Below are 25,792 nucleotides of genomic sequence, written 5' to 3'. Positions count from 1 at the left end.
GAGACCTCAACGGCCGTCGCTCACATGGGAAGTGACCGCAGCCGCACCGGCCCGGCCGACCACTGCGCCCCGTCGCGCAGAGGTGTCATCATGGTCTCCAGCGGCATGACCGTGGTGGTGTCCCCGGGCTGCTCGACCACCACGTCCTCGTGAAGCCGCCGCCAGCCGAGCCTCTCGTACAGGGGGAGGAGATGCGGCAGGCAGAAGAGGAGGCCGTACGGCGGTCCGATCGTGCGGGCGTGCTCCAGGGCGGCGGTCATGACGATCCGGGCCAGTCCCTGTCCTCGCAGGTCGGAAGAGACGGCCACGCCGCCGAAGCCGACCGCCCGGGTCTCCAGGGAGCCGATCGACAGCGGAACCGTCACCAGGCCGGTGTGCGCCACGAGTCGGCCGTCCTGCTTGATGCCGAAGTGCTCCTCCTTGTCCAGCCAGGTCAGCCCGGCCCAGGAGACTCCGAAGGGGTCCGGGCCGTCCCCGAGGATCTCGCTCAGTTCCGTCCTCGTGTACCGCGTCAGCCGGATCACGGCCGGTGTTGTGGAAGGCAGGTGTGCTGTCATTCCCCGCATCATGCTGTTCCCACCGGCCGTTGGCAATGCTCTCCCTACCTCACCGACCAGGGGAAACCGCCCGGTGCACCGCCGCCTCAGCCGAAGTGGACGATCAGGCGGACGGTGTCGTCACCGTGCAACCCGGCCAGGGTGCGCATCACCGAGAAGACGGGCTCCCACTTCTGTGAGTCCCCGAGGACGAGCCGGCGCGGGGTGAAGACGACGGTCGGTAGAGGTGCGCGCCCCTATTGCCTGGCGCGGTGCCTAGAGTCCGAGGTCCGGACCGAAGACCTCATAGTGGATCGCGGCGGAAGGCACGCCGGCTTCCAGCAGTTGGGCCCGTACGGCCTTCATGAACGGAACCGGTCCGCACAGATAGGCGGTGGTGCCGGCCGGGATGCTGAGCTGCGTCAGATCCATCAGCCCGGTGCGCACGGTCACCGCGTCCACCGCACCGCCGGGCCTCCGCTCCGCGCCCTCCTGCTCGTCCCGGGCCCCCTCCTCGTACCAGAGTTCCGCCGCGGCGTCGGCGAGCTTGCCGGTCAGCCGGCGGAGATCCGTACGGAACGGGTGCGTGGCGGGCGAGCGGTCGGCGTGTGCGGTGATGATCCGGCGCCGGGAGCCGGTGGCGGCGAGGTGCGCGAGCATGCCGACCATCGGGGTACAGCCGATGCCCGCCGAGGCGAAGAGCAGGGGCCCGTCGCCGTCGGACAGCACCACCTCACCGAACGGCGGGCTCACGTGCAGGATTTCCCCGCCGTGCACCTGTGTGTGCAGATACTGGGACACCTCGCCCGCGGGGGCGTCGTCCGGACCGTCGGGCCGACGGCCGGCCGCCACCCGCTTCACGGAGATCTGCAGCCCGCCGTCCGGCTGCCCCGACAGGCTGTACTGGCGTATCTGCCGTGCACCGTCGGGGAGTTGGACCTGTACGGAGACGTACTGGCCGGACCGGGACGTTGGGACGGGAGCGCCGTCGGCGGGCCGCAGGAGGAAGGTCGCCACCTCGTCGGTCTCCTCGATCCGGCCGGCCACCCGATAGGGACGCCAAACCGCGCCGTCCCGCACGCCCGCTTCCCTCAAGAGCCGCTTCTCGACGGCGATCAGGGCATGCGCCATCAGCCAGTACACCTCGTCCCAGGCCCGCACCACGTCCTCGGTCGCCGCGTCGCCGAGCACGTCAGCAATGGCCGCGAAAAGGTGCTCCCGCACGATCGGGTACTGGTCCTCCCGCACCCCGAGAGAGGCGTGCTTGTGCGCGATCCGCGCGAGCATGCCGTCCGGCCGGTCGTCCGGGTGGTCGAGGAGATGCCGCGCGAAGGTGGCGATGGACCCGGCGAGGGCCTGCCGCTGACTGCCGTTGGCCTGGTTGCCGCGGTTGAAGAGGTCGCGCAGCAGCTCGGGGTGGGCGGCGAAGAGCTTCTCGTAGAAGCGCGTCGTGATCTCGCCGATGGCTCCGCTCACGGCGGGGAGGGTGGCTCGTACGGTCTCGGCGGACTTCGGCGACAGCATCGACAACTCCGGACTCTCGAAGGGTTGGGGGGAGGTGAACTTGCATCTTGGATGCGTATTTTCAGCCGCGAAAAAGATGAGGGGTGTGGGAAGGTCTGAGGGGTGCGGGAAGGCGACCTTCACCGCGATGGGGGCTGGGGGGGGGCGGACGCTACGCGCCCGGGCGCGCACGGTTGGCCGGGTGCGCTCAGCCGGTGGGCGGTGCGGGTGTCAGGCTGAGCAGCAGCGGCCCGGTCGGCGGGTCGACCAGGTCGGCAACGGAGAGCGGATCGAGCGAGGCGTAGAACGCTTCCTGTGCCGCCCGCAGTGCGCCGCGCAGCCGGCAGCCGCCACGCAGTGGACACGGCGGATCGTCCTCGCACCCCACGACGTCATCGACCCCCTCCAGCTCACGCACCAGCCGCCCGAGCGACCCCGTACGCCCCGCGGCCGTCAGTGCCAGCCCACCGCCACGTCCGCGCCGCGCTTCGACGGCGCCGAGGTGCTGGAGCTTGCTCACCACTTTGGCGGCATGGGTGTACGGCACCTCGACGGCGCTCGCCACCTCCCGGGTGGTGGGCGCGTCACCCGCATCGCCGAGCACCGCGAGGCGCATGGCGATACGGAGGGCGATGTCGGTGCTTTTGGTCAGTCGCACAGCGGCACTCTATAGAAGTGGCATTCAAGATGCCAATTTAAGTCCCGAAGGTGGCTGCCTCGTCGCCCCTGGGCACGATCGGGGGATGCCGGAGGTCGGTGGACGCGGCACAGGCATCAGACTGCGAGGCGGTGGGTAAGGGCGAGCAGCTGTGGCAGTTTCAGCACGCGGTCACCGAAGCCCGGCAGCGGAACGTGCAAGGGAGCGGTCCAGCGGGCGGGGATCGCGTCCAGGCCGTAGTAGGCGCCCGCGAGGCCACCGGTGACCGCGGCGACCGTGTCCGTGTCACCGCCGAGGTCGATCGCCGCGCGGATCGCTTCCTCATAGCCGCCGGTGGTGCGCAGGGCCCATACGGCGGAGCCCAGGCATGGCGTCGAGGGAGCGGAACGGACCTCCGCTCGGGCCGCGCGGGCGGCCACGCTCACCCGCCACGCTGCTCAGTGCTGCCCGGCGGCCTGTTGTTGGAGGTAGGCCGCGACGGCGGACACGTCGTTGGCGATGGTCAGCACGCCGTTGATGTCGGCGGTGGGGGTGGCGGCGCCGTTCACTCCGGCGAAGAAGACGTCGTAGTGGCCCTTGCGGGTCTCCAGGTAGCCGGCCGTGGTTTCGGCGCCCACGGCCAGCCGGTCGTTGAGGAGGTCGCCGCCCGCCGCGGTGCCGGTCTTGGCGAAGACCTTGCCGCGTGAGGGGCAGCTGCGGCAGGAGTCCGCCAGGGTCCCGTCGACGCCCAGGATCGGCAGCGAGGTACGGAAGCGCTCTGCCTCGGGGGTGCGCTGCCAGTACGTCAGGATCTGCGCCAGGGCCCGCGGGGTGGTCCGGTCGGCCGGGTTGCCGCCGCGGCCGTCGGCGAGTTGTACGGCCTTGCGGTCCACCTGGGCACGCTTCAGGAACGTGGCGAGTACGGGGAATCCGGCCTCGCAGTCGGTGCTTCCCGCGCTGGTGGCCATCAGGCACATCCCCAGGTTCGCCCCGAGGTTGTGGCTCACCTTGAGGATGAGCTTGGCGTACTGGGCGTACGAGGGGGAGGTGTAGCGGGCCACGGTGGGGGCGCCCTGGTAGGAGCGCGGCAACTGGCGGACGGGGTTGGGGCCGACGGCCTTCGCGCGGACCTCGACCCCGGCCCGCTTCAGTGCCTCGATCAGGGCGCTGCGGCCGAAGGCGTTCGGGTCCTTGATGGGGGAGATCCGCAGGACGGGGGCCGATCCGGCGGCGATGGTGCCGGTCAGCTGGATGCGGGTGCCGTCGGCGGAGCTGCTCGCGGTGATGTCGGACGGTGTGCCCGCCGCGACCGTGCGGACGGAGGATGTGACGCGGTAGGGCGCGACCCTCGGGCGCCATTCCAGCCCGGCGGGGTCGCCTGGTCCGGCGCCGGGGGTGGTGAGCAGATCGATGACGTTGTCATTGATGATCAGCGGTGTGGGGACCGGATTGAGGGCGGGGTCCAGTTGGAACAGACGCGCGTCGATGACCACATCGCCGTCGACCCGGCGGATCCCCGACTGACGTACCTGCCGGGCCAGCTGGTCGATGCCGGCCAGCGGGTCCTGCGGGGTGAGGGTGGCCCCCGGGACGTCGTTGGCGTAGGTGTGGTCGATGGCGGTGAACGCGACGGTGCCGTCCTTGCGCGTTCTGCCGCCGAGGGTCAGATCGCCCTGCGCGACCAGGTCAAGATCGCCCTTGAGCGTCGCGTTCCGGCGCTGCCCGACGGCGTGGAGCGGCGTGACGAAGCGATGGTCGCCGCCCAGGGTGTGCCAGGTCCCGCTGACGCTGAACAGTTTGGCCGTTGAACCGGGGATGAAGAACTGGCCGGTGTAACGGGACTGGGTCACCTTGCCGGTCTGTGGATTCTGCTGGAAAAGCCCCCACTGGGCATGCCGGTAGTCCGGCTTCCGCATGATCGAAGCGATCCGCGGATCGAGCTCGCGGCGCGGGGCGGACGGCGCCGCCTGGATGAGGCCGATGAGGACGACGCCGACGGCCAGCAGCACGCCCAGGCTGCCGGCGATACGCCGTCGGGCCGGCCGCGGTGTGACGGAGAGGGGCATACAGGCTCCACCAATGGTGTTGTTCTGCCGCATATCTGCCGATATGCAACCCCCTGACGGTACTGCCCACCACCACTGCGGGGAGGCGGCACGTCGGCCCGGGTCCCCCGGACGCCCCAGCGCTCCTGTCCGGACGGCAGACGAGGGGCGCCGCCGACGACCCGCCACGACCCACCCGCCACGACCCACCCGTCACGATTCACCCGCCACGGCCCACCCGTCACGACCCACCCGTCACGTCCTCACTCAAGGACGACCGTGACACGGGAGCGCTCCAGGGCCTGCACGACCTCCTCGAAGTAGGAGAGCCCTTCCTCCGGGTCGTACACGACATCCGCCAGGGCCTGGCGGGCGATGCCGGCGTCGTGCCAGATCAGGGTGAAGGGCGGCGTCACGCCGAACCCGCCGCACAGGCAGTCCCGGAACGCGTCCCACCCCCACCCGAAGTACCCTCCGGGACCGGCGAGCGCCTCGCCCAACGCGCAGTGCAGGCCGGGCACGTCCGTGACGTAGCGGCCGTCGAGGTGGTGGACACCGCCCGAGCGGTCGGGGCGTCGGACCCTCGTGGCCCGGAGAGTGAGCCTGAGCCACTCGGCCCTGCCCTGCGAGCCGTAGGACGCCCACTGGTTGGGGGCCGTCGGGAAACCCTGGTACCAGGATTCCCAGACCGTACGGGTGGCCGGCGAGGGGCGGTTGTCGCCGCCGTCGGTGAGGGTGATGTCGATCAGCGCGCCCCCGAGCACGGACGGCCGCGCCCCGTCGATGTCCAGGCCGATGACATGGCGCGCCATTGTCCGGCCGGTGCGGTCCAGCGTCCACAGCTCGGCCCCGGCCCGCTCCCACCGGCTTGGCCTGCGCAGCACGGAGAGCAGCGGTTCCGTGGGTTCGCAGCCGATGAGCTCCATGGGGATCTTGGCCGGTTCGTGCCGTGCTGCGAACAGGCCGTCCATCGCGAGGCAGTGGCCCGCGGTGGCGTTCATGCCGGTGAACAGCTCGAACCGCGGCGACGGGGGCGGTGTGCTGACACCGCCCTCCAGTTTCTTGACGCCGGCCCCCATCACGACGTCCACCAGTGAAGGGTCGGTCCGGCATGGGTGCTGGGCAAGGACGACCGCGTCCACCAGCTCCCACCACCCCACCGGCTGGGTGTCGTCCGAGACCTCGACCAGCATGTCGCCGAGGAGACCTGCCGCCGCTTCCGGCCGGATCACGGCGCTGCGCAACGAGCCCGCCGGAGCGCAGCCGCGCAGGGTCAGGACCTCCCGCGATAGCGGCACCGGGTCCACGAACAGCCCCTCCACCGCCGCGCACCGGGCCCACAGCTGTTCCTCGCCCTCCGCGTCCTCTTCGTCCTCCCGCACCAGCAGGTACTTCACCGGAAAGCTCCGGTCCCATACGGCACGGTCCTTGCTCTGCACTCCGCCCCCGGTTTCTTCAGATGTCCCCGTCAACAGCCTCACATTACGGAGCTGTTGGCGTGGCACGGCGACCGGGACGGCGGCGGTGTGCGCGAAGGGGGAGTGGTGCTGGGTGGGGAGAGGCGTGGTGGTGCTGGTGCCACCTTGGGAACGGGCACCAGTGTGATCGACCGCGGGCCGCGGGGCGCCGAGGATCCTTGCCGTGGCAGCGCACTCCGCGCGCCGACAGGAGGATCGATGTCCGCGTTCAGAACACCACGGTGGCCGAGGGCCGCGCTGTCGGGAATGGCGGCGGCCGCATTGCTGTCGGCCGTGCTGCCCACCGCGCCGCCGGCCCGGGCGGCGGACCGCTCCGGGCCGCCGGTACCGGCCCGCTACGCCCACCAGCGGCTCAACTGGCAGCCCTGCACGGCGAAACCGTCCCTGGAGTGCGCGCACATGACCGTGCCGCGCGACTGGCATCACCCGGGCAGTGAGGCGGACCTCACCGTCGCGGTCTCCGGGTCAGCCCCGGACCAGCCCCGGATCAGCCCGGACGAGCCCCGGATCAGGCCCGGACTCGCCCCGGATCAGGCCCGTCGGACGAGGAGTTCGGTGTTGCGGTCCGCGGGGGTGCCCGCCATGACTTCATGGACTGCGCCGGTCATCCCGGCCAGGCCGGGTGCGTTGTAGGCCAGTTCGCGGTAGAGGGACGCGAGGCCGACGGCCGACAGGTCGTCGAAGTCCGTGCGGTGGGGCGCGGCGGACTCGATGAGGGTGGTGAACAGGGACAGCGTCCCGTCGTGGTTGTCGACGAGTTCGATGACCCGGGCGTGCTGCGGATAGTCCATATGCGAGGCGGTGTTGACCTCCCAGAAGGAACGGTCGGCCGTGGGGTGGGTGTGCGGGGTGATGCGATTGATGTGGCTGTGGCCGTTGATCCATGCGACCACGTTCGGGAACCGGCTCAGCAGGGCGATGACCTCCTCGCCGTCGTGCCGCTTCTCCTCCGCGCGCGCGGCGTCGGGCCGCCGGGTCATGCTCGGGCTGTGGTGGTGGCTGAACACCAGGATGTGTGCGTCATCGGCGCCGGCGTTGCGCACCAGCCGGCCGTCCGCGTCGTAATGACGGGAGCTGTGGGCGGCCAACGTGCGCTCCAGCCACTGGAGCTGTTCGGTACCCAGCGACCCTTCGTAGTGGCCGCTGCGGTAGGTGGTGTCGATGCTGATGCCGATGACACCTTCCGCGACGGGGAAGGAGTAGTACATCCGGTCGCCGTCGAGGTGATTGTCGGTGTAGCCGTGTCCGACGGGTCCCGCTCCGGCGAAGGCCGGGTTCAGGTGGGCCCGCAGATACTCGTGCGGGGTGGCCATGCGCCGCCGCTCGTCGGGGGTCACGGTCCGTGCTCCGGCGGCATTGCGGGCGAGGATCTCCTTGAGCACGGTGCTCTTGGGGTCGTCGCCGGTGTCCAGAACCTTGGCGAACGCGGCCACATCGGCGTCCGGTACGGAGAACAGCTTGCGCGCCCCGGTGATGTACTCCGTCAGCACCGGGTCCTGCGGGGCCAGACAGCCGCCCGGCAGGTCGTCGTGGTTGCCGGGCGTCGAGTACCAGGGCATGCGCAGACCGGGGCTGACGACCGGGCGCATCGCGGCTTCGAGGTAGCCGGGTATCGACGGCAGCCCGCGCTTCTTGTCCTGGTCGCGCAGCCCGTCGTCCGGATGCCAGTACAGCGCGAGACCGGAGTTCTGTACGCCTTCGAAGGACGTCGGGTCTCCGGTGTTGGGGGTGATGCGGCCGCCGCTCATCAGGGTGAGGAACCACTCCAGCTCCACCATGGAGTGGTTGTCGATGTTGTCACCCGTGGACATGACGAACGCCGGCGGACGGCCCGTGTGCGGACCGCCGCCGAGCGCGTTGGCCTGCTCCACCAGCGAGACCGAACCGGCCACCGACAGCGCCTCCTGCGCCCGCCACGTTCCCGGCGAACCGGCGCGCAGGAACTCGGTGCGCAACGGGCTCTGGACATCGACCACATGGAGGTCGGTGAACTGGACGAAGCACGCCAGGGCGGTCCGGCGGTCCTGGCGCCCGGCCGACGCGGCGGCGAGTTCACCCCGGACGACCAGGGGCCAGCCCGGACCGGAGGTGAGGCGGCGGTAGCCCCCGCTGCCGACGAGGCGCGCCGTGGTGTCCAGCGTGGTGGCTCCGTGCGGTGCCGCGCGGCGTACGGCCGGGCGGGCCGGAGCGGTGCGGGGGAGAGTCTGCGCGTGTCCGGCGTTCGGCGCAGCGCTGCTGCTGCGCTGGCCCGGCAGTGCCCACGCGGCACCGGCTCCGGCGACGGCGGCACCGGAAGTGAGGAGAAAACTACGACGGTTGGTGGGGATCTGGGTCATACCGGCCATCAGGCCCTCCGTGCCGAGGCCGAGAGGCCGGCCACAGCGGTGTCACCAAGCGGAATGTCTCATTCCAGAGCTTGGGCGGCATGCGTGACCGGTAGCTGAACGAACCCGTAACGCGGTACACCCATTGCCTGTCGGTTACCGTCCGCCGCTCGGCCGACCGTGACGACCAGCACACCCCGGTCCCAAGTCGCCCACATGACCGTGCGATGTCCGGTAGATCTGTCGGAGGAAAACCGGCGGGAAACCTGCCGCCCGCCGACGGTGACGGCGACGCGGGACAGGTCTCCCGGCCCGTACGGTCCCCCGTCTCCACACGGCAGGAGTCTCAATGACGATGTCAAGCCGCTTGCGTGACCGGTGGGGCGGAGGTGAAGACCCGTCCGTCACGCAGAAGGGCCCACAGCACGCTGGCGCGTCGGCGGGCCAGGGCGATGACGGCCTGGATGTGCTTGCAGCCCTCGCCGCGCTTCTTGAGGTAGAAGTCCCGGTTGGGCCCTTCGCGGATGATGCTGGTCTGCGCGGACAGGTAGAACACCCGCCGCAGCCGGCGGCTGTAGCGCTTCGGTCGGTGCAGGTTGCCGGTGCGTCGGCCGGAGTCGCGCGGGACGGGCACCAGGCCGGCCGCCGATGCCAGGTGGCCGGCGTCCGTGTAAGCCGTGAGGTCGCCGGCTGCGACGACGAACTCGGCGCCGAGTATCGGGCCCATGCCGGGCAGGGACTCGATGATCTCGGCCTGCGGATGGCTGCGGAACGTCTCGCGGATCTGCTTGTCGATCCGCTTCAGCCTGTCGTCCAGCGACAGGATCTGCTCAGCCAGGTCGGCCACGATCTGTGCGGCGATGTCCTCGCCGGGCAGCGCGGTCTGCTGGGCCTGAGCGGCTTCCAGCGCGGTCGCGGCGACCGTGTCGGCGCTCCGGACGCTGCGGTTGGCCAGCCAGGCCGTCAGTCTTGCCCGGCCGCGGCGGCGGAGCGCGGCCGGGGTTTGGTAGCCCGTCAGCAGGACCAGCGCGCCTTTGTGGGCGGAGTAGTCGAAGGCCCGCTCCAGCGCGGGGAAGACGCCGGTCAGCACGTCGCGCAGGCGGTTGATCATTCGCACTCGGTCGGCCACGAGGTCCGTGCGGTGGGCGGTAAGCAGCGCGAGGTCGGCAGCCAGCTGCGCCGGTACGTCGATGGTGGCGAAGTCGCTGCGGTGGCGGGCGGTCTCGGCGATGACGTAGGCGTCACGGGCATCGGTCTTCGCCTCGCCCCGGTAGGCGCCCGACATGCGGTTGACCGTGCGTCCGGGCACGTAGACGGCCTTTTGGCCGTGTGCTGCGAGCAGCGCAAGCAGCAGCGCGGAGGACGTACCGGAGATGTCCACCGCCCAGTGGACCTGGTCCGCCAGCTCGAGGATCTCGCCGAGCGCGGTCAGGATCGCCGACTCGTCGTTGTCGACCTTCTTCGACCACAGCGTCGCGCCGGTCTCATCGACCGCAGCCGCCCAGTGGTGACCCTTGCCGGCATCGACACCGGCCCAGACCTGGGCTTTCCGCTCGCTCACGTGCCCCTCCTCATTCCGCACGACATGCCGTCGGCCCGAGGAACACCCCGCTGTCATCTCCGTAATCAGCGACCGCACACAGCGCGCACATCTCAATCAGCAGCCAGGGCGCCCCGGAGGACCGGGCGGCCACTCCTGCGAAGCCACTGAAGGCAAGAACCCATAAGCCACACCCGGCCCTCCCGGGCCGACTAACAACTTACGGAGAGCCCATGCCCCGCAGCGTCGCCCCGATCCGGATCACGTCCTACGGCGCCCGCTGGGGTGCCCCGCCCCGGCACGACAACGGCGCCCTCGTGCTGGACGTCCGCGACCGGATGTGGGACCCGGCCGACACCGCGGTCACCGCGCCACTGGTCGCGCTGACGGGGCTGGACCCCGAGGTCCGCGACTATGTCCTGTCCGCTCCGGACGCCCGGCAGACCGTCGAGCGCACCGGCCGTCAGCTGCTCGCCCTGCACCGGGCCGCCGCCGACGAGGAAATTCACCTCTACGTCGCCTGCTGGTACGGCCGCCACCGGGCCCCGGCCGTCGCCCGTGCCGTCGCCGACTGGCTCGCCGAGCGCGGGACCGCCGCCGACGTCGAACACCGCGATATGGCGCGCCCCCTGATCCACCGCGAGCCCGCCAGGCAACTGGAGGCCTGCGACTTCTGCCGTATGGCCGCCGGCACGGAGCCCGTCCCGCTCGTCCGTGACTGGCCGGATGCCTTCGCGATCGTTCCCCGCCGCCCGGTCACCCCCGGACACCTGCTGGTCATTCCACGCCGCCATGTCCGGGACGCGACGACCGACCCGGCCGTGACCGCCGCGGTGATGCAGCGCACGGCCGAACTGGGCGCGGAAATCACGGGGGACCTGAACATCATCACCGCGGCCGGCCCGGCGGCGACGCAGACGGTCTTCCACGCCCATGTCCATCTGATCCCCCGGCGCACCGGCGACGGACTGCTGCTGCCCTGGACCCCTCAGCAGCAGTGAGCCCCGTCCCGCCGGCCCGAGCACGGCACAGGCCCGGCCGACGCCGACGGGCTGCGCGCCCTGCTCGACCGGCGCCGGCCGCGGCCCGGCGCCGGTCTCGGTATTCCGTCCTGCGAGCCGGAGAGGTCCCGCGGCCCGGCGCCGGTCTCGGCATTCCGTCCTACCAGTCGCACAGGTCCCACGGCTCGCAGACCGGCTCGGCCGGATGATCCGATCGGCGGCCGGCCGGATCACCGCTCCGACGCTTCTCCTCCGCCCGCGGCACCGGTCGAGCGGCGTCCCGTGTCGGACGGGGCCGGGCGATGGCCCAGGTTGAGGGCGGTGGCGAGATCGACGGACGGGTCGAGAGCGGCGTCGACGCGGACGTGGAGCAGCGGACCGCCGCCGGTGAAGCCGGTGGTGCCGAGCGCCGCGTTGAGCTGGGCGGCGGCGGCCGCGGTGACCGTGACGCCGGTGTCCATACGCAACCTCGCGGCATCGGTGTCGATGGACGCGGCGATACCTGGCCGGGTGAAGGTGCCCACGGTCATTTTCTGGCCGCGGTCCAGCCGGGCGCGGAGCGCGCCCTGGCCGAGGTCGACGGTGAAGCCGGTGACCTTGACGACCTTGTTGGTCCTGCGGTTGATCAGCGCGATCCCGGAGTCGGCGAACCGCAGCTCACCGCCGACCTTGCCACCGCTGTTGGTGACCGCGCCGTCCTTGATGCCCAGGCTGATGCCGCCGGAGTCGTGGTGCGGAGTGACCGTGCCCTGAGCGTCCACGTTCGCGATCACCACCCCGTGCGCCTTGAGCGCGGCGAGAAGGGCGGGAGGGGTGGCGAAGCGGGCCGAGCCGCCCTCGACGGGAACCTCGGTGTGCCCGGCCGGGCGGGCCGGGGTGAACCGGCCGTCCGGCGGTGGGGCGGTGGCGGAGGGCTGTGCCGGGGCCGGGGCGGCGGCGAGAAGAGCGGTGGTGAGCGCCAGAACGGCAGCTGTGGCGAGATGGCGAGCGCGCATGCGTGTCCCTTTCTCCGGTGCGACCGAGTGCCGGAATCGGGTGCCGGGAGACCGGCTGCCGGCCGACGGCTGCCGATTACCGGCGCACCGAACCGTGATCGTTTCGTCACCCTACGTGCCCGTCGCCCGATGTCGCGGCGGCTGCTGATGCCACTGGGCCAGGAGCCTGAAATCCGGGGCTCCGCGGCGATGCGCAGCCGCGGTCGGCCGAGCGCCGCAAAACGGGATGAATGCCAGGTCACCATCGACGGCTGGGGCTTTGCTCAGGGGGCGGCCGTACGGTTCCAGGACACCGCCGCCGCGGGGCCGGTCACCGTCAAGCGCCCGACCCGGATCGTCGCGACGGTGCCGTCCCGGCTGCCCGATCCGAAGACGGCGGACGTCACCGTGACGGTCGGCGTGGCCACGTCGCCCACCGGCCCGGCCGACGAATGCACGTACGCGGGCTGAGCCTTGGGGCCGGCCGGGATGTCAGACCCGTGTGCGACGCTCACAAGGTCGCCGACTGAGGCCGGTACGCCCCCAAGGGGGCGCAGCCTCCCGACCACAAGAGGAGCGAACGTGACGGAAGAGACGACACCGCGCGTAGTGGCCGTCAACCGAGGTGCAGAGCACGCCGGCAGTCAGGGGCCCGGACGTGGGCCCCAGCACGAGGCGCTCGAAGCCTGGGTGGGCAAGTGGATCAACGAAGGCCACATGATCAACGATGATGGAAGCCCCGGGCCGACGATCACCACCTCCGATGTGTACGAGTGGGCTCCGGGTGGGTTCTTCCTCGTCCATTCGGCATACGGGCGCATCGGAGAGTTCGGTGTCGGCGGCACGGAGATGATCGGCTACGACGAGATGAGTGGCGACTACAGGTCACACTTCTTCGACAGTCAGGGCAATGTGACCGTCAGCAGCCTGGTTGCGCAGGGCAACACGTGGACCTACCAAGGCGACACCACGCGTTCCACGGTGGAGTTCAGCGACCACCACCGCGTCCAGACCGTCCTGCACGAGCGCACCGATGACGGAACGACCTACAGGCCCTCCATGAAGGTCACCCTCATCAAGGTCGCATGAGGACACCTGACCGGTAGCGGAACCTCCGCTCCGTCGTCGGCAGCAACGGGGATTCGTCTCCCCACCGCATCCGGCAGGGGCACTCACCGCCAAGGGAGTTGACCGTCCGGGAAAACGGCTGCAGGGCTATGGCCTCCTCAGTCACCCGTCGGTAACTTGTCCCTGGCCCGTCGGTGGTGCCCCTGCCGGGCGGCCGCTCGCCGGACGAAGCCGACGAGCACACCCGACGAGTCAGGCAGATGACGTGCAGCCGCTCTTACGTTCCCTGTGCCGTGCCCTGGCGATATGCCTCGTACTGACAGGGCTCGCCGTCCCCGGCGCGACCGCAGCCCCCGCCCTGCCGGAAGCTTCCGCGCAGGGACCGTCGGCCGCCGGGAAGGCCGCCGAGGCATGGACCGCTCCGCTCTCCACCAGAGGCCGCTACATCGTCGACGCCGACGGCAGGCGATTCCGGCTGAAGTCCGCCAACTGGGACGGGGCACAGGGCTCCTGGAACGGCTCGGGCGACATCAACGACCCGGCCGCCCACCACAGCGGTCAGAACTCCCACGGCATACCCCTCGGCCTCGACCGCGTCGGTATCGCCGCACTGCTGGACGACTTCCGCGCACTGGGCCTCAACAGCATCCGGCTGCCGTTCTCCAACGAGATGGTCCATTCCGCGGCGCCCGTGCCCGATGCCGCGGTCGCCGCCAACCCACAGCTCCGCGGCAGGACCCCACTGCAGATCTTCGACGCCGTGGTGGCGGCCCTGACCGCGGGCGGCTTCGCGGTCATCCTCAACAACCACACCAACACCACCCGATGGTGCTGCGGGCTCGACGGCAACGAGCGGTGGAACAGTCGCCAGTCCACTCGGCAATGGGCCGATGACTGGGTCTTCATGGCCCGCCGCTACCAGCACAACAGCCGTGTCGTGGGGGCAGACCTCTACAACGAAGTGCGCCGTGACGTCCTGGACGACCCCAACTGGGGCCTGGGCGACCGCCACGACTGGCAGGCCGCCGCACAGGAGGCGGCCGACCGGATCCTGACCGAGGCCAACCCCCGCCTCCTCATCGTCATCGAGGGCATCAACTGGACCGGTCTGCCGGTGGACGGACTGCCGCACGGCCGCCCCACCCTCGCCCCGGTCCGTACGCTCTCGCACACCCTGGTCACCTCCGGGAAACTCGTCTACTCGGCCCACTTCTACGGCTACACCGGCCCGCACCACAGCGGCGCCACAGGGGTGGGGGAGACCAGTGACCCCCGCTACCAGGACCTGACCCGCGACCAGCTCCGCGCCGTACTGCACGACCAGGCGTTCTACGTCTCCGCGGAGACTGGCCGGCATTTCACCGCACCCCTGTGGATCAGCGAATTCGGTACCGGCTCCGAGGAGTCGGGCCAGGCCGCCCGCGCCTGGTTCGGCAACCTCACCGACTACCTTGCCGACACCGACACGGACTTCGCTTATTGGCCGCTCGTCGGCTGGAGCACCGATGGCCAGGGCCGTCCGGCCGGGGACAACTGGGCCCTGCTGCGTTACGACCACGCCGGGCGCCGCACCGGAGTCCTCGACGGCGGCGACTGGCGGTCCCCCGCCTGGCACCGGCTCATCACCGCCCCGCAAAAGACGGGGCCGGTGCCGGCGACCCCCGCCTGGCACCTGCTCACCACCGACCACCGCGACTTCGTCCAGTCCCTGAGCGCCCGGTCCCTGGGCGACTGGGACAGCGGAGCCCGCAAAGCGGCCTGCCCTGACGGCGAACGGCTCATCGGCATCAGCCACACCCGAGGACGCGGGCTGTGCACCGACGCCCCCACGGCCCGCGATCTGCGCGTGCCCGGCAGCGTCCCCACCGTGGTGCGGGACGAGCGGTATGTCCCCGCCGGCGGTGACTGGGCTCCCGGCTACAGCAAACTCCAGTGCCCCGACGGGCAGTTCCTCACCGGCTACAGCCTGCGCGGTGAGAAGGTCTCCGCCGCATTGTGCACACCGGCCCGCACCGCTCTCGGCACAGGCGGGAGCACCCTCTGGTTCGACCGCGGCGACAACCGTCCGCCCGGCGACCCCGGCGGCGACTTCGCCCACGGCCACTTCAAAGGACAGTGCCCGTCCCACTCCTACGCGGCAGGCCTCGCCTACACCAGCCGCCTCGGACACCAGGGCCGCCCCGACGCCCTGCTCTGCCGGTCCCTGGCCTGAGAGAGGACGGAGCCGACGACCTGAGAAAAAACGGAGTCGACTCGAAGGGCAGGCCGGGGTATCAAGGGACGCCGCCCAAGAAACCGATCCGATGCGGAGGCGCCCATGTGCGCGCGCAAGATGCACGCCGACGAGGCGGACATCGACGTCCCCCTCGTACGCCGCCTGCTCGCCGCGCAGTTTCCCCGGTGGGCGGACCTGCCCGTCACGGCGGTCGACTCCGCCGGCACGTCCAACGCCATGTTCCGGCTCGGCGACGACATGGTCGTACGGCTCCCGCGCATCGAGGGCGCCGCCCAGGACGTGACGAAGGAGCACCGCTGGCTGCCACGGCTCGCCCCCTCGCTCCCGGTTACCGTACCCGGCCCGTTGGGCAGGGGCACGCCCGCCGAGTACTACCCCTGGCCGTGGTCGGTCTACCGCTGGCTCGACGGGGAGACACCGGCGGTCGGCCGCCTCCCCGCACCCCGCTCCCTCGCAGCGGATCTGGCGGAGTTCGTCACCGCGCTGCACCGGATCGCCCCCCCCCTGACGCGACATGGGCCCGCGGCCGCGGCTGGGCGCTGTCGATCGCCCTCGACGAGCTCCGCTACTACCGCGAGACCAACCCGGTGATGGCGGCCATCGCCCGGCATGTCATCGACGAAGTCCGCACCGAGAGGGTGCACTTGGCCGCCTGACCCGGATCGTCGGCGGGCGTGCGGTGCAGCCCGTCCGTGCCGCGCCCCCCGCACGGTCCGGTGGGTGGGCGGCCCGGCAGCACCAGGACACGGCGGCGGACCGCCGCTCATGCGAGGGGGAACGGCATCGGCCGGAGGTGACCGTTGCCCGCACTGATCGTTCTCAGGTGGTGAAACGCATCGTCACCACCTCAATCCTTGCCCTGACCTGCCTGTTCCCGGCCGCTCCGGCACAGGCCGACGGCCCCGAACGGATGCCGCAGGTGACAGGCCAGGGCCTGGTCTCCGCCTACCAGGCCCTGAACTACGACACCTCCGTCCGGCTCAGGGACGGGCGCGGCGCGGGGCGCCATGTGCTGTGGCCGGCGCGCTGGAAGGTCTGCGCGCAGAGCCCGGAGGCAGGCACGCCTCTGCAGGGCAGGCCTGCCACGCTCACCGTGGTCAAGACCCATGAGGATTGCCCGGCCTGACCATCCGGCACCCGCAGCGCCGCGTGGATCAGCCGCGCGGGATACGGCCCTTGCTCTGCATGGCGGTGCGGACGCGCTCCTCGGCGAGGCGGCGCCCGGCGGCGTGCGGGGTGATGTCCTGTTGCCGGGCCTCGTCCAGGACCGTCACCGTGTTGGCCCGCAGCCTCGCCGAGACCGACTCGAAGATGCTCGACGTGCCCGGCCGGAACCCGGAGTAGCGCGCATCCATCGCGAAGGCGGCCGCGACCACGCCGCCGGCGTTGGCCACGAAGTCGGGGAGCACGGTGATCCCGCGCTCGGCGAGAATGCTCCGGGCATCCGCCGACGTCGGCAGATTCGCGCCTTCCACGATGAGCTTCGCCTTGATCTCGTGCGCGGTGCCGCGGTTGATGACGTCCTGCAGCGCGGCAGGCACCAAGATGTCGCAGTCCACGGTGAGTTCGGCTCCTGAGGGGAGCGCGGTACCGGCGGAGTGGCGGGTGACGAAGTGGTCGCCGTGCTCGTCCCGCGCCGCCAGCAGAGCGCCCACGTCGAGACCGCTGGGGTCGTACCGCACCCCATGGGCGGTGGACACCGCCACGATCGTGGCACCGAGCTCCGCGAACCGCTGGGCGGCCGCGCTGCCGACCGCACCAAATCCCTGCAGGGCGACCCGGGATCCGGCCAGCGGCAGTCCCTGGTGCCGTGCCGCGGCGTCGGCCGCCTCGGCCACGCCGTAGCCGGTGACCCCGAGCTTGTCGTAGGCCACCCCGCCGAGATGCTCGGGAGTGCCGACGGCGGCGCCGCGGTCGCCCAGCTCGTCCTGGATGATGGCGGCATCACTTTCGGTCAGGCCCATGTCGAGCCCCATCACATACTCGCGGGGCACCTCGTTGGAGAGTGCGCGGGCGAAGGCACGCAGCACCGCCTCCTTGTCGCGGGCGGCCGGATCGGCGACGATGCCGGCCTTGGCGCCGCCGTAGAAGAGGTCGACAGCGGCCCACTTCCACGTCATGACACGGGCCAGCCGGGAGACCTCCTCCACGGTCACGCCGGGGCTCATCCGGGTTCCGCCCTTGCCGATGCCGCGGGCGGTGTTGTCGATCACCAGGACGCCCTTCATGCCGGTGCGCCGGTGGGAGACGACGACGGTCTTCTCGGGGCCCCACTCGTCGACGAGAGAGAGTGCATCAGTCACGGGTGTGTTCCTTCTCGGTAGGAAGCGGAGGAAAGCCGGAACGGGCAGAGGGGTCGGCCGGGGGAAGTGCCCGGGCGATCAGCTGGGCGAGATGGGTGCCGCTGCGCGAGGTCTGCTGAGCGATCTGGGTGCGGCAGCTGAAGCCGTCCGCCAGGATCTGGGTGTCCGCAGGGGCCGTACGCACCGCGGGGAGCAGAACCTGTTCGCCCGCGGCGACGGAGACGTCGTAGTGGCCGCGCTCGAAGCCGAAGTTGCCGGCGAGACCGCAGCAGCCGGAATCGAGCGCGGTGTTGTCGATGCCCATGCGGTCCAGCAGGGCGCTGTCGGCACTGAAGCCGGAGGTGGCGTGCTGGTGGCAGTGGGTCTGGCTGAGCGAGCGGGCCTCGATCCGCGGGGGCTGCCAGCCGGGGGCGTGGTGGACGAGGAGTTCGGCGAGGGTGAGCGTGGCGCGGGAGAGGGCACGGGCGTTCTCGTCGCCGTCGAGGAGTTCGGGGAGATCGGTCTTCAGGGCCGCCGTGCAGCTCGGCTCCAGTCCCACCACGGGAAGGCCGGCGCCGACGGCGGGAGCCAGGGCGGCCACGGTGCGCCGGGCGATCCGGCGGGCCGTGCCGAGCTGTCCGGTGGTGATCCAGGTGAGTCCGCAGCACTGGGTGCCGTCCGGGACCTGCACCCGGAAACCGGCGTCCTCCAGCACGGCCACACCGGCCTGGAGGACCTCGGGGCTGAAGTGGTTGTTGAAGGAGTCGACCCACAGCATGACCGGGCCGCGCCGGCCGTCGCCCTGGGGCGTACGGCGGCGGAACCAGGCCAGGAAGGTCTGCTCGGCGAAGCGGGGGAGTTCCCGCTGCGCGGCGATCCCGCCGAGGCGTTTGACGGCCGGGGCCAGCCGGGAGGAGGTGAGCGCATTGACCAGCCGGGGGCCCCGGGCGGCCAGCCGCGACAGCAGCGGCAGCCAGCCCATGGTGTAGTGCGAGGCGGGCCGGAGCCGTCCCTTGTAGTGGTGGTGCAGGAACTCCGACTTGTAGGTGGCGATGTCCACCCCCACGGGGCAGTCGGCGCTGCACCCCTTGCAGGACAGGCACAGATCGAGGGCGTCGCGGACTTCGGTGGAACGCCAGCCGTCGGTGATCACTTCGCCCTGCGTCATCTCGTAGAGCAGTCGGGCGCGGCCGCGGGTGGAGTCCTTCTCGTCCCGGGTGACGCGGTAGCTGGGGCACATGACATCGCCGCGCTGACCGGCGGAGCGGCATTTGCCGACGCCGACACAACGGCGGGTGGCCTTGGCGAAGTCCCCGTCGTCGGCGTGGAAGGGGAAGACGGTGGCCAGGGGCAGCGGGGCGCGGTGCGGGCTGACGCGCAGATTTCCGTCGACCGGCAGCGGCTGGACGATCATGCCGGGGTTGAGGCCGTTGTCGGGGTCCCAGATGCCCTTGAACTCCTCGAACAGGGCGATGACGTCCGGGCCGTACATCAGCGGCAGCAGCGCGGAGCGGGCCTGTCCGTCGCCGTGTTCACCGGACAGTGAGCCACCGTGGGCGGCTACCAGCCGGGCGGCGTCGGTGAGGAAGGCGCGGAAGACGGCGGTGCCCTGTTCGGTGCTGAAGTCGAAGTTGATCCGGACGTGCAGACAGCCCTCGCCGAAGTGTCCGTAGACGGCGCCCTGAAGCCGGTGCCGGCCCAGCAGTTCGGTGAACTTGCGGAGATAGGAGCCCAGTTGGTCGGGCGGGACGGCCGCGTCCTCCCATCCGGGCCAGGCCTCGGCGCCGTCGGGCATACGGGTGGCCAGCCCCGCTCCGTCCTCGCGGATCCGCCACAGCGTGCGGGCGCGCACGGGATCGGTGATGACTTCACTACCGGTGCATCCCGCGGCCTGGCGCGCGGTCTCGGCCAGCGTCGCGGCCTGGCCGGGCAGCTCTTCCGCGGTACCTCCGAGTTCGGCGAACAGCCAGGCCCGTGCGGCCGGCAGGGTGTCGATGGCGGCCCTGGTCGCGGGCCGGGTGACGATGTCGGTCAGTGCGTGGTCGAGCCCTTCCAGCGCCAGCGGCTGATGCTTCAGCAGCGCGGGTACGGCGTCGGCCGCGGCACAGGCGTCCGAGAACCCGAGGACGACCAGGGCGCGCGCGGGGGGAGGGGAGAGAAGACGGACGGTCGCCGAGAGGATGACGGCCAGTGTGCCCTCGCTGCCGACCAGGGCTCTGGCGAGGTTGAAGCGCCGCTCGGGCAGCAGCTGTTCCAGTGCGTAACCCGAGACCTGCCGCGGGAACCGCCCCAGCTTGGTGCGCAGCGCCGCCAGATTGCGCTGGGCGAGACGGTGCAGGGACCCGATCAGCTCTGCGCGGTCGTCTCCCGCGGCAATGGCCTCGTCGATCTCCTCCGCGGTCATCTCGCCGAGCCGGACCACTGTGCCGCGGTAGGTGACCACCTCGAGTTCCAGGATGTTGTCCGCGGTGCGTCCCCAGGCGAGGGAGTGTGATCCGCACGCGTTGTTGCCGATCATGCCGCCCAGCGTGCAGCGGCTGTGGGTGGAGGGATCGGCGCCGAACAGCAGGCCGTGAGGGGCGGCGGCCTGCTGCAGATCGTCCAGCACGATGCCGGGCTCGACGGTCGCGGTCCGGGCCTGCGGGTCCAGCGCCAGCAGCCGGTTGAAGTACCGGGAGAAGTCGAGCACCACGCCCGGCCCGACGGCCTGCCCGGAGGTGCTGGTGCCCGCTCCGCGGGCGGTGACCGGCACTCCCAGACGGCGGCAGACATCGAGTGTGTTGCGGATGTGCCGCCGCTCGCCGGGGAAGACGACGGCCAGCGGGACCTGGCGGTAGTTGGAGGCATCGGACGCGTACTGTGCCCGGCGGCCGGCGTCGCCCGCGACCTCGCCGCAGTCCCCCGCGCCGAGGGCTTCGGCCACCGCTGCCGCGTCGAGGCTGCCGAGACCCTGCGCTGTTGTGGTCACCGTGCTTGCTCCTTTGTGCTCACCGGTCACGTTCGGCCTGGTGAGACCACGATGTGGGTCGGTCGGGGTACTGGACAAGGCCCAGCAGGACGAAAGAATTGACGCTTGAGGGCAATGGATGCTTATGCTCGCCCTCCCGCCTCCCTGGGAGCCCGCGTTGCTGAAACCCCTGCATCTGCTCACGCTGAAGGCCGTCGTCCGCAGCGAATCGTTCGCCCTCGCCGCCCGCGACCTCGGCTACACCGCGTCCGCCATCTCGCAGCAGATCTCCGCCCTGGAGAAGGAGACCGGGCTGGTGCTGTTCGAGCGGGAGGCGCACGGCATCCGTCCCACCGCCGCCGCCCACCGTCTGGTCGACCTCAGTACCCATGTGCTGGCCGCCATGGACGATCTGGACCACCAGGTGCAGGAGCTCGCCACCGGCGCCACCGGCCGGCTGCGGCTGGGCAGCTTTCCCACGGCCGACGTCCGGCTGGTGCCCGCGGCGCTGTCCGCCCTCGTCGAGACCCATCCGCGCGCGCAGATCCAGCTGGAGGAAGCCGAACCGGAAGAGCTCATCACGGCGCTCAGCCATGGTGATCTGGATGTCGCGCTGGTCTACGAGTACGGGCTCAGCCCCCGGCAGTGGCCCGCGGGACTGACCCGCCACCACCTGCTGCGGGAGGACCTCATCCTGCTCAGGGCCCGGGGCAGCGGCCTGGGCGCACAGCTGCCCCAGCTGTCCTCGGCCCGCTGGATCACCAGCCGGGAGGACACCGCCGGGGCGCGGTCGTTCGTCCGGCTGTGTGCGGCCGCGGGCTTCGAGGCCGCCGTCGCCTTCCGCAGCAACAACTACGCCGTGGTGCGGGAGCTGGTGTCCGCCGGTCTCGGCGTGGCCGTGGTCCCGGCACTCGGGCACCTGCCCAGTGAGGGCATCGAAGCCACCCGGCTCACCCAGCGCTCCGCCCACCGTCAGGTGATGGCGCTGCACCGCAGTGAGAACAGCAACCCGCTGCTCCCCGCCGTGCTCAGCTGTCTGCGCCGGGCGGTGCCGTCCGGCGAGCCGTATCTGCATCCGGCGCGGTCCGACTGACGGTCCGTGCGGAGGCGGGCTCCGTCCCTCCCGGGGAGGAGGGAGGGACGGAGCGCCGGCAGGGGCGGCCGACCGCCCGTCACCGGACGGGCGCGGGCTCGGCCTCGTCGGATTCGGCCATGTCGTCCAGGGTGTCGAGATCCACCGAGCCTCCCGGCATCACCTGGCGGGTGCGCCGGTAGCCGTAGGCGGCGTAGATCACCAGGCCGACGGCCAGCCAGCAGCCGAGCCGTACCCAGGTCTCCCACTGGAGGAACGACATCAGCCAGATGGAGAAGACGATGCCGAGGACGGGCACCACTGGCATGCCCGGACAGCGGAAGCCGCGCTTGAGATGCGGCTTCTTGTAGCGCAGCAGCAATACGGAGGCGGAGACCACCACGAACGCCAGCAGTACGCCGATATTGGTGAGTTCGGCGACGGCGTTGATGGGCAGCACGCCCGCCAGTACGGCGGACACCCCACCGATCACCCAGGTGGCGCGGTGCGGAACCTTGCGCTTGGGGTGGATGGCGCCGAACCAGGCGGGCATCAGGCCGTCGCGGCTGAGGGCGTACCAGAGACGCGAGGCGCCCATCATGAAGGAGAAGGTCACGGTGACGATGCCGATGACCGCGCCAACGGCGATCACATTGGCCAGCCCGCTGAGCCCCACGCTCTGGAACGCGCTGGAGATACCGCTCTTCGGATTGATCTCGCTGTAGTGCTGCATACCGGTGAGCACCACGCAGACCAGCACGTACAGCACCATGGAGACCGCCAGCGACAGCATCATCGCCTTCGGCAGCTTGCGCCGTGCCTCCAGCGACTCCTCCGCGGCGGTGCTCAGTGCGTCATAGCCGAAGACGGCGAAGAAGACCGTCGCCGCCCCGGTGAACGCCCCGCCGAGACCGAACGGCGCGAAGGGCTGCAGATTGTTGCTGTCGACCTTGGTGAATCCGACCACGATCACCAACAGCACGATCGCGATCTTGACGATGGTCAGCACCGTCTCCACCCGGGCCGAGGTGCGGGTGCCACGGGTCAGCAGCCAGGCCACACCGAGGCAGATCGCCACCGCGAGCAGGTCGATCTTGTGACCGGCTCCGGTACCGGGAGCGCCCAGGGCCCAGGTCGGCAGATGGATGCCGACGGCCTCCAGGAGGAATCCCAGGTAGCCCGACATCCCGATCGCCACGACGGCGACGATGGCGGTGTACTCCAGGAGCAGGTCCCAGCCGACGATCCAGCCCACGACCTCCCCGAGCACCGCGGCACAGTAGGTGTAGGACGAGCCGGCCTTCGGCACCATGCCGGCGAACTCGGCGTAGGCGAAGGCCGCGCAGAGCGAGGCGGCGCCGGCCACGAGGAACGAGATGAGGACGGCGGGGCCGGCGACGTCCCGGGCGACGGCCGCGGCCAGACTGAAGATACCGGCCCCGATGATGGCGCCGATACCGATCATCGTCAGCTGGGTCAGGCCCAAGGTGCGCACCATGCGCGCACCGGAGGGCTGTTCATGGGGGAGTGTGCGCCGGAAGACCCCCTTGGGGCCTCTTCCCAGCAAAGCGGGGAGTGCGGACTTCGAGGTGTGATGGGGGGACATCGATCGCTCCCTGTCAGGCAGCGGCGGCACGACGGGCCACCGTCGTGGCGTGGGTCACCACTGGCCTGAAACCATCACTCACCATCCTCCCCGGCAAAAGAGACCGCAGCGCGACAACTTGCGGTGCTGAGGGTAAGGAACGCTGGCGCAGCCGCGTCGCAGCACGAGGAGATCGGGCTCTGGTGTACACGGCACCTTGTTCCCTGGGTCAGGGCAACCCGCCCAGGCCGCAAGCCTGTTGAGCACGGGGGCGGCGGCTAGTCGGACCGATCGTGGCGGGCCCCGGACACCGCCCGCAGGACGTCGACCAGGGCCGTCACCGTGGGCCGGTGCTCGACGGAGGAACGGAACATCACCACGATGTGCCGCTCGATCCGCTCCCGCAGCCGCACCACGTCCAGGCGTGACGCCCGCAGGCCGAGCATCAGATCCGTCACCGTGCTCACCCCGATCCCCGCCTCGACGAGCGCCAGCGTGGCCGCGGTATCGGTCACCTCGTGCTGGACCCGCGGTTCGACCCCCGCCCGCCGGCAGGCGGTGCGCACCGCGCGCCCGTAGTAGCTGTCGGCCGACGGCAGGATCCAGCCCAGTTCCTGGGTCTCCGCCAGGCCGATCACCTCGCGTCCCGCCATCGATCCGGCCGGTACCGCCAGCGAGAACCGCTCGCGGTACAGCCGCCGCACCCGCAGGGCGGGCTCGCGCGGAATCGGCACATCCGGGTAGTCCAGACCGAGCGCCAGATCCACCGCGCCGGACGCGACGGCGTCATGCACCTCGTCCACATCCATATCGCGGCTCTGCACCGTCAGCCCGGGATGGGCCCGCCGGGCCTCCTGCAGGGCCGGCGGCAGCAGCTCGGCGGCCGCCGTGGCGAACAGCCCCACCTGCAGGACGCCGGAGATCTCGTGCCGGGTGCGCTCCAGGGCCTCGACGGCTTCCGCCTCCGTGGACAGGATCCGCTCCGCGTGACGTGACAGCGTCCGCCCGGCGTCGGTCAGCTCCACCCGCCGCCCGACCCGCCGCAGCAGCTCCATGCCCGCGGCCTTCTCCAGCGCGGCGATCTGCTGAGAGACCCCACCGGGCGTGTATCCAAGGGCCTGTGCCGCCGCGGTGATCGTGCCGCGCCTGGTCAGTTCCACCAGGGACCGCAGCTGGGCACTCGTCCAGTCCATATAGAGATCGTAATAGATCAGACGCACTAACTGTTCGTAGACGTCAACGGTTGGGTTGCTGCACGATGACGGGCAGCTAGCTGATCAGCTCTTCTCGCCATGCACTGACAGCCCAGCTCCTGTGCCGGACGGACGCCCACCGGCAGCGGGCCGGGCCTTCGGAAGGGATCGGCCTCTTGTCCATGTCATCCACCTCCCGCACCGTCCCGCCCACGGCCGACGTGGTGATCGTCGGCGGCGGCGTGATGGGCACCAGCATCGCGTTCCACCTGGCCGAGGCCGGGGTGCACAACATCGTCGTCGTCGAGCGCGGCGAACTGGGCAGCGGCAGTTCGGGCAAGCCGATCGGCGGTGTGCGGGCGCAGTTCTCCGACCCGCTCAACATCGCACTGGGCAGCCGGAGTCTGCGTGCCTGGCAGGACTTCCCGCGGCGGCCCGGCGCCGACATCCGGCTGGACAGCGTCGGTTATCTCTTCCTGCTCACCAGCGACCAGCAGGCCGCGGACTTCGAGACCGGCGTCGACATCCAGAACAGCTTCGGCGTCCCCAGCCGAATGATCGGCCCCCGCGAGGCACAGCAGCTGTGTCCCTACGTCAGCACCGAGGGGCTGGTGGCCGCCGCCTACTCCCCGACCGACGGCCATGCCCGGCCCGGACTGGCGGTCCAGGGCTATGCGCGTGCCGCCGCGCGGGCGGGGGTGGTCTTCGCCCCGCACACCGCCGTCACCGGTATCGACACCACCGGCGACCGGGTCACGGCCGTCCACACCGACCATGGCCGGATCTCCTGCTCCACGGTCATCTGCGCCGCGGGCGCCTGGTCCGCACGGATCGGCGAGATGGCGGGCGTCCACCTCCCGGTACGCCCGGTGCGCCGCCAGCTCGCCTTCACGGCGCCGCTCGCACCACCCGCCCCGCGCGTCCCCTTCACCATCGACTTCGCCTCCACGGCCTACTTCCACAACAGCGACGACGGACTGCTCTTCGGCCTCGCCGATCCCGCCCAGGCCGACGGCTTCGACACCACCTGGACCCCGGACTGGCTCGAACTCTTCCGTGCCGCCGCCCGGCGCAGGGCCCCCGCCCTCGCCGACATGGAGACCCACGACGGCTGGGCCGGACTGTACGAGGTCACCCCGGACCACAACGCACTGATCGGACGCTCCGGCACGCTGCCCAACTTCCTGTACGCCACCGGGTTTTCCGGCCATGGCTTCCTGCAGGCCCCCGCGGTCGGCGAGATCATGCGCGACATCCACCTCGACCGCACCCCGTTCGTGGACGTCACCCCGCTCAGCGCCGACCGGTTCACGACCGGTGCCGAAACCCGCCCCGAAGCACACGTGGTGTGAGTTCCCCCGACCGAAAGGC

Annotated in this window: 19 protein-coding genes and 2 pseudogenes; 8 read left to right on the top strand and 13 right to left on the bottom strand. The window is 71.0% G+C overall.

What is annotated here, in order from left to right; genetic code table 11:
• Positions 1–20 precede the first annotated feature (20 nt).
• The 8 genes and pseudogenes from SLV14N_RS02070 to SLV14N_RS02035 all read right to left on the bottom strand — a co-directional run bounded on the left by SLV14N_RS02070 (position 21) and on the right by SLV14N_RS02035 (position 10,084).
• Complete coding sequence (locus SLV14N_RS02070) at positions 21–557, bottom strand: GNAT family N-acetyltransferase (RefSeq protein ID WP_208679447.1); 537 nt, start codon at positions 555–557, stop codon at positions 21–23.
• A gap of 255 nt (positions 558–812) precedes the next feature.
• On the bottom strand, positions 813–2,060 hold the full coding sequence (locus SLV14N_RS02065; protein WP_263267749.1) for a globin domain-containing protein: 1,248 nt from the start codon (positions 2,058–2,060) through the stop codon (positions 813–815).
• Between the two features lie 187 nt (positions 2,061–2,247).
• Entirely contained in the window at positions 2,248–2,697 is a 450-nt protein-coding gene (locus tag SLV14N_RS02060; RefSeq protein WP_208679445.1) for an Rrf2 family transcriptional regulator, read from the bottom strand.
• A gap of 116 nt (positions 2,698–2,813) precedes the next feature.
• A pseudogene (locus tag SLV14N_RS02055) lies at positions 2,814–3,068 on the bottom strand (ADP-ribosylglycohydrolase family protein); the annotation flags it as partial.
• Between the two features lie 66 nt (positions 3,069–3,134).
• Positions 3,135–4,742 (bottom strand): D-alanyl-D-alanine carboxypeptidase/D-alanyl-D-alanine-endopeptidase, encoded by a 1,608-nt coding sequence (dacB, locus tag SLV14N_RS02050; protein ID WP_263267746.1) that lies wholly within the window; start codon positions 4,740–4,742, stop codon positions 3,135–3,137.
• 242 nt (positions 4,743–4,984) lie between these two features.
• Positions 4,985–6,160, bottom strand: a complete 1,176-nt coding sequence (locus SLV14N_RS02045) for a barstar family protein (protein WP_263267745.1) — start codon at positions 6,158–6,160, stop codon at positions 4,985–4,987.
• Between the two features lie 569 nt (positions 6,161–6,729).
• Positions 6,730–8,544 carry a TIGR03767 family metallophosphoesterase gene (locus SLV14N_RS02040; RefSeq protein WP_263267743.1) on the bottom strand — a complete coding sequence of 605 codons (1,815 nt, stop codon included), beginning with the start codon at positions 8,542–8,544 and terminating at the stop codon, positions 6,730–6,732.
• 337 nt (positions 8,545–8,881) lie between these two features.
• Positions 8,882–10,084 (bottom strand): IS110 family transposase, encoded by a 1,203-nt coding sequence (locus tag SLV14N_RS02035; protein ID WP_263267741.1) that lies wholly within the window; start codon positions 10,082–10,084, stop codon positions 8,882–8,884.
• Between the two features lie 212 nt (positions 10,085–10,296).
• Between SLV14N_RS02035 and SLV14N_RS02030 the strand changes: the two genes are divergently transcribed.
• Positions 10,297–11,064 (top strand): RNase adapter RapZ, encoded by a 768-nt coding sequence (locus SLV14N_RS02030; protein WP_263267740.1) that lies wholly within the window; start codon positions 10,297–10,299, stop codon positions 11,062–11,064.
• Positions 11,065–11,294: 230 nt separating this feature from the next.
• On the opposite strand, the gene SLV14N_RS02025 is transcribed toward SLV14N_RS02030, so the two are convergent.
• Entirely contained in the window at positions 11,295–12,059 is a 765-nt protein-coding gene (locus SLV14N_RS02025) for a hypothetical protein (RefSeq protein WP_263267738.1), read from the bottom strand.
• 129 nt (positions 12,060–12,188) lie between these two features.
• On the opposite strand from SLV14N_RS02025, the gene SLV14N_RS02020 reads away from it, so the two are divergent.
• The 5 genes and pseudogenes from SLV14N_RS02020 to SLV14N_RS02000 all read left to right on the top strand — a co-directional run bounded on the left by SLV14N_RS02020 (position 12,189) and on the right by SLV14N_RS02000 (position 16,468).
• Positions 12,189–12,509: an IPT/TIG domain-containing protein gene (locus tag SLV14N_RS02020; protein WP_263267737.1), complete on the top strand. Its 321-nt coding sequence runs from the start codon at positions 12,189–12,191 to the stop codon at positions 12,507–12,509.
• 111 nt (positions 12,510–12,620) lie between these two features.
• Positions 12,621–13,127: a DUF1579 family protein gene (locus tag SLV14N_RS02015; protein ID WP_208679438.1), complete on the top strand. Its 507-nt coding sequence runs from the start codon at positions 12,621–12,623 to the stop codon at positions 13,125–13,127.
• 244 nt (positions 13,128–13,371) lie between these two features.
• Entirely contained in the window at positions 13,372–15,318 is a 1,947-nt protein-coding gene (locus SLV14N_RS02010; RefSeq protein ID WP_259670060.1) for a glycoside hydrolase family 5 protein, read from the top strand.
• 105 nt (positions 15,319–15,423) lie between these two features.
• Positions 15,424–15,998, top strand: a pseudogene (locus tag SLV14N_RS02005) (phosphotransferase).
• A gap of 167 nt (positions 15,999–16,165) precedes the next feature.
• On the top strand, positions 16,166–16,468 hold the full coding sequence (locus SLV14N_RS02000) for a PASTA domain-containing protein (protein ID WP_208679437.1): 303 nt from the start codon (positions 16,166–16,168) through the stop codon (positions 16,466–16,468).
• Between the two features lie 28 nt (positions 16,469–16,496).
• On the opposite strand, the gene SLV14N_RS01995 is transcribed toward SLV14N_RS02000, so the two are convergent.
• Complete coding sequence (locus SLV14N_RS01995; RefSeq protein WP_208679436.1) at positions 16,497–17,645, bottom strand: Glu/Leu/Phe/Val dehydrogenase; 1,149 nt, start codon at positions 17,643–17,645, stop codon at positions 16,497–16,499.
• On the bottom strand, positions 17,638–20,592 hold the full coding sequence (locus tag SLV14N_RS01990) for an FAD-binding and (Fe-S)-binding domain-containing protein (RefSeq protein ID WP_265872752.1): 2,955 nt from the start codon (positions 20,590–20,592) through the stop codon (positions 17,638–17,640). Before SLV14N_RS01990 ends, SLV14N_RS01995 begins: the two co-directional genes overlap by 8 nt.
• Positions 20,593–20,749: 157 nt before the next feature.
• Here SLV14N_RS01990 and SLV14N_RS01985 point away from each other — a divergent pair, with 157 nt between their 5' ends.
• Complete coding sequence (locus SLV14N_RS01985; protein WP_259670059.1) at positions 20,750–21,664, top strand: LysR family transcriptional regulator; 915 nt, start codon at positions 20,750–20,752, stop codon at positions 21,662–21,664.
• Between the two features lie 79 nt (positions 21,665–21,743).
• On the opposite strand, the gene SLV14N_RS01980 is transcribed toward SLV14N_RS01985, so the two are convergent.
• Positions 21,744–23,141: an amino acid permease gene (locus SLV14N_RS01980; protein WP_263273004.1), complete on the bottom strand. Its 1,398-nt coding sequence runs from the start codon at positions 23,139–23,141 to the stop codon at positions 21,744–21,746.
• 365 nt (positions 23,142–23,506) lie between these two features.
• Positions 23,507–24,421, bottom strand: a complete 915-nt coding sequence (locus tag SLV14N_RS01975) for a LysR family transcriptional regulator (protein WP_263267734.1) — start codon at positions 24,419–24,421, stop codon at positions 23,507–23,509.
• A gap of 182 nt (positions 24,422–24,603) precedes the next feature.
• Here SLV14N_RS01975 and SLV14N_RS01970 point away from each other — a divergent pair, with 182 nt between their 5' ends.
• Entirely contained in the window at positions 24,604–25,773 is a 1,170-nt protein-coding gene (locus SLV14N_RS01970; RefSeq protein ID WP_263267732.1) for an FAD-binding oxidoreductase, read from the top strand.
• The last annotated feature ends 19 nt before the right edge of the window (positions 25,774–25,792 follow it).

Source organism: Streptomyces sp. Je 1-4 4N24, assembly GCF_026239515.1.
GTDB classification, from domain to species: domain Bacteria; phylum Actinomycetota; class Actinomycetes; order Streptomycetales; family Streptomycetaceae; genus Streptomyces; species Streptomyces nigrescens.
The sequence above is the reverse complement of the archived record's forward strand: the minus strand, read 5'-3'. Positions and strand labels throughout refer to the sequence as shown.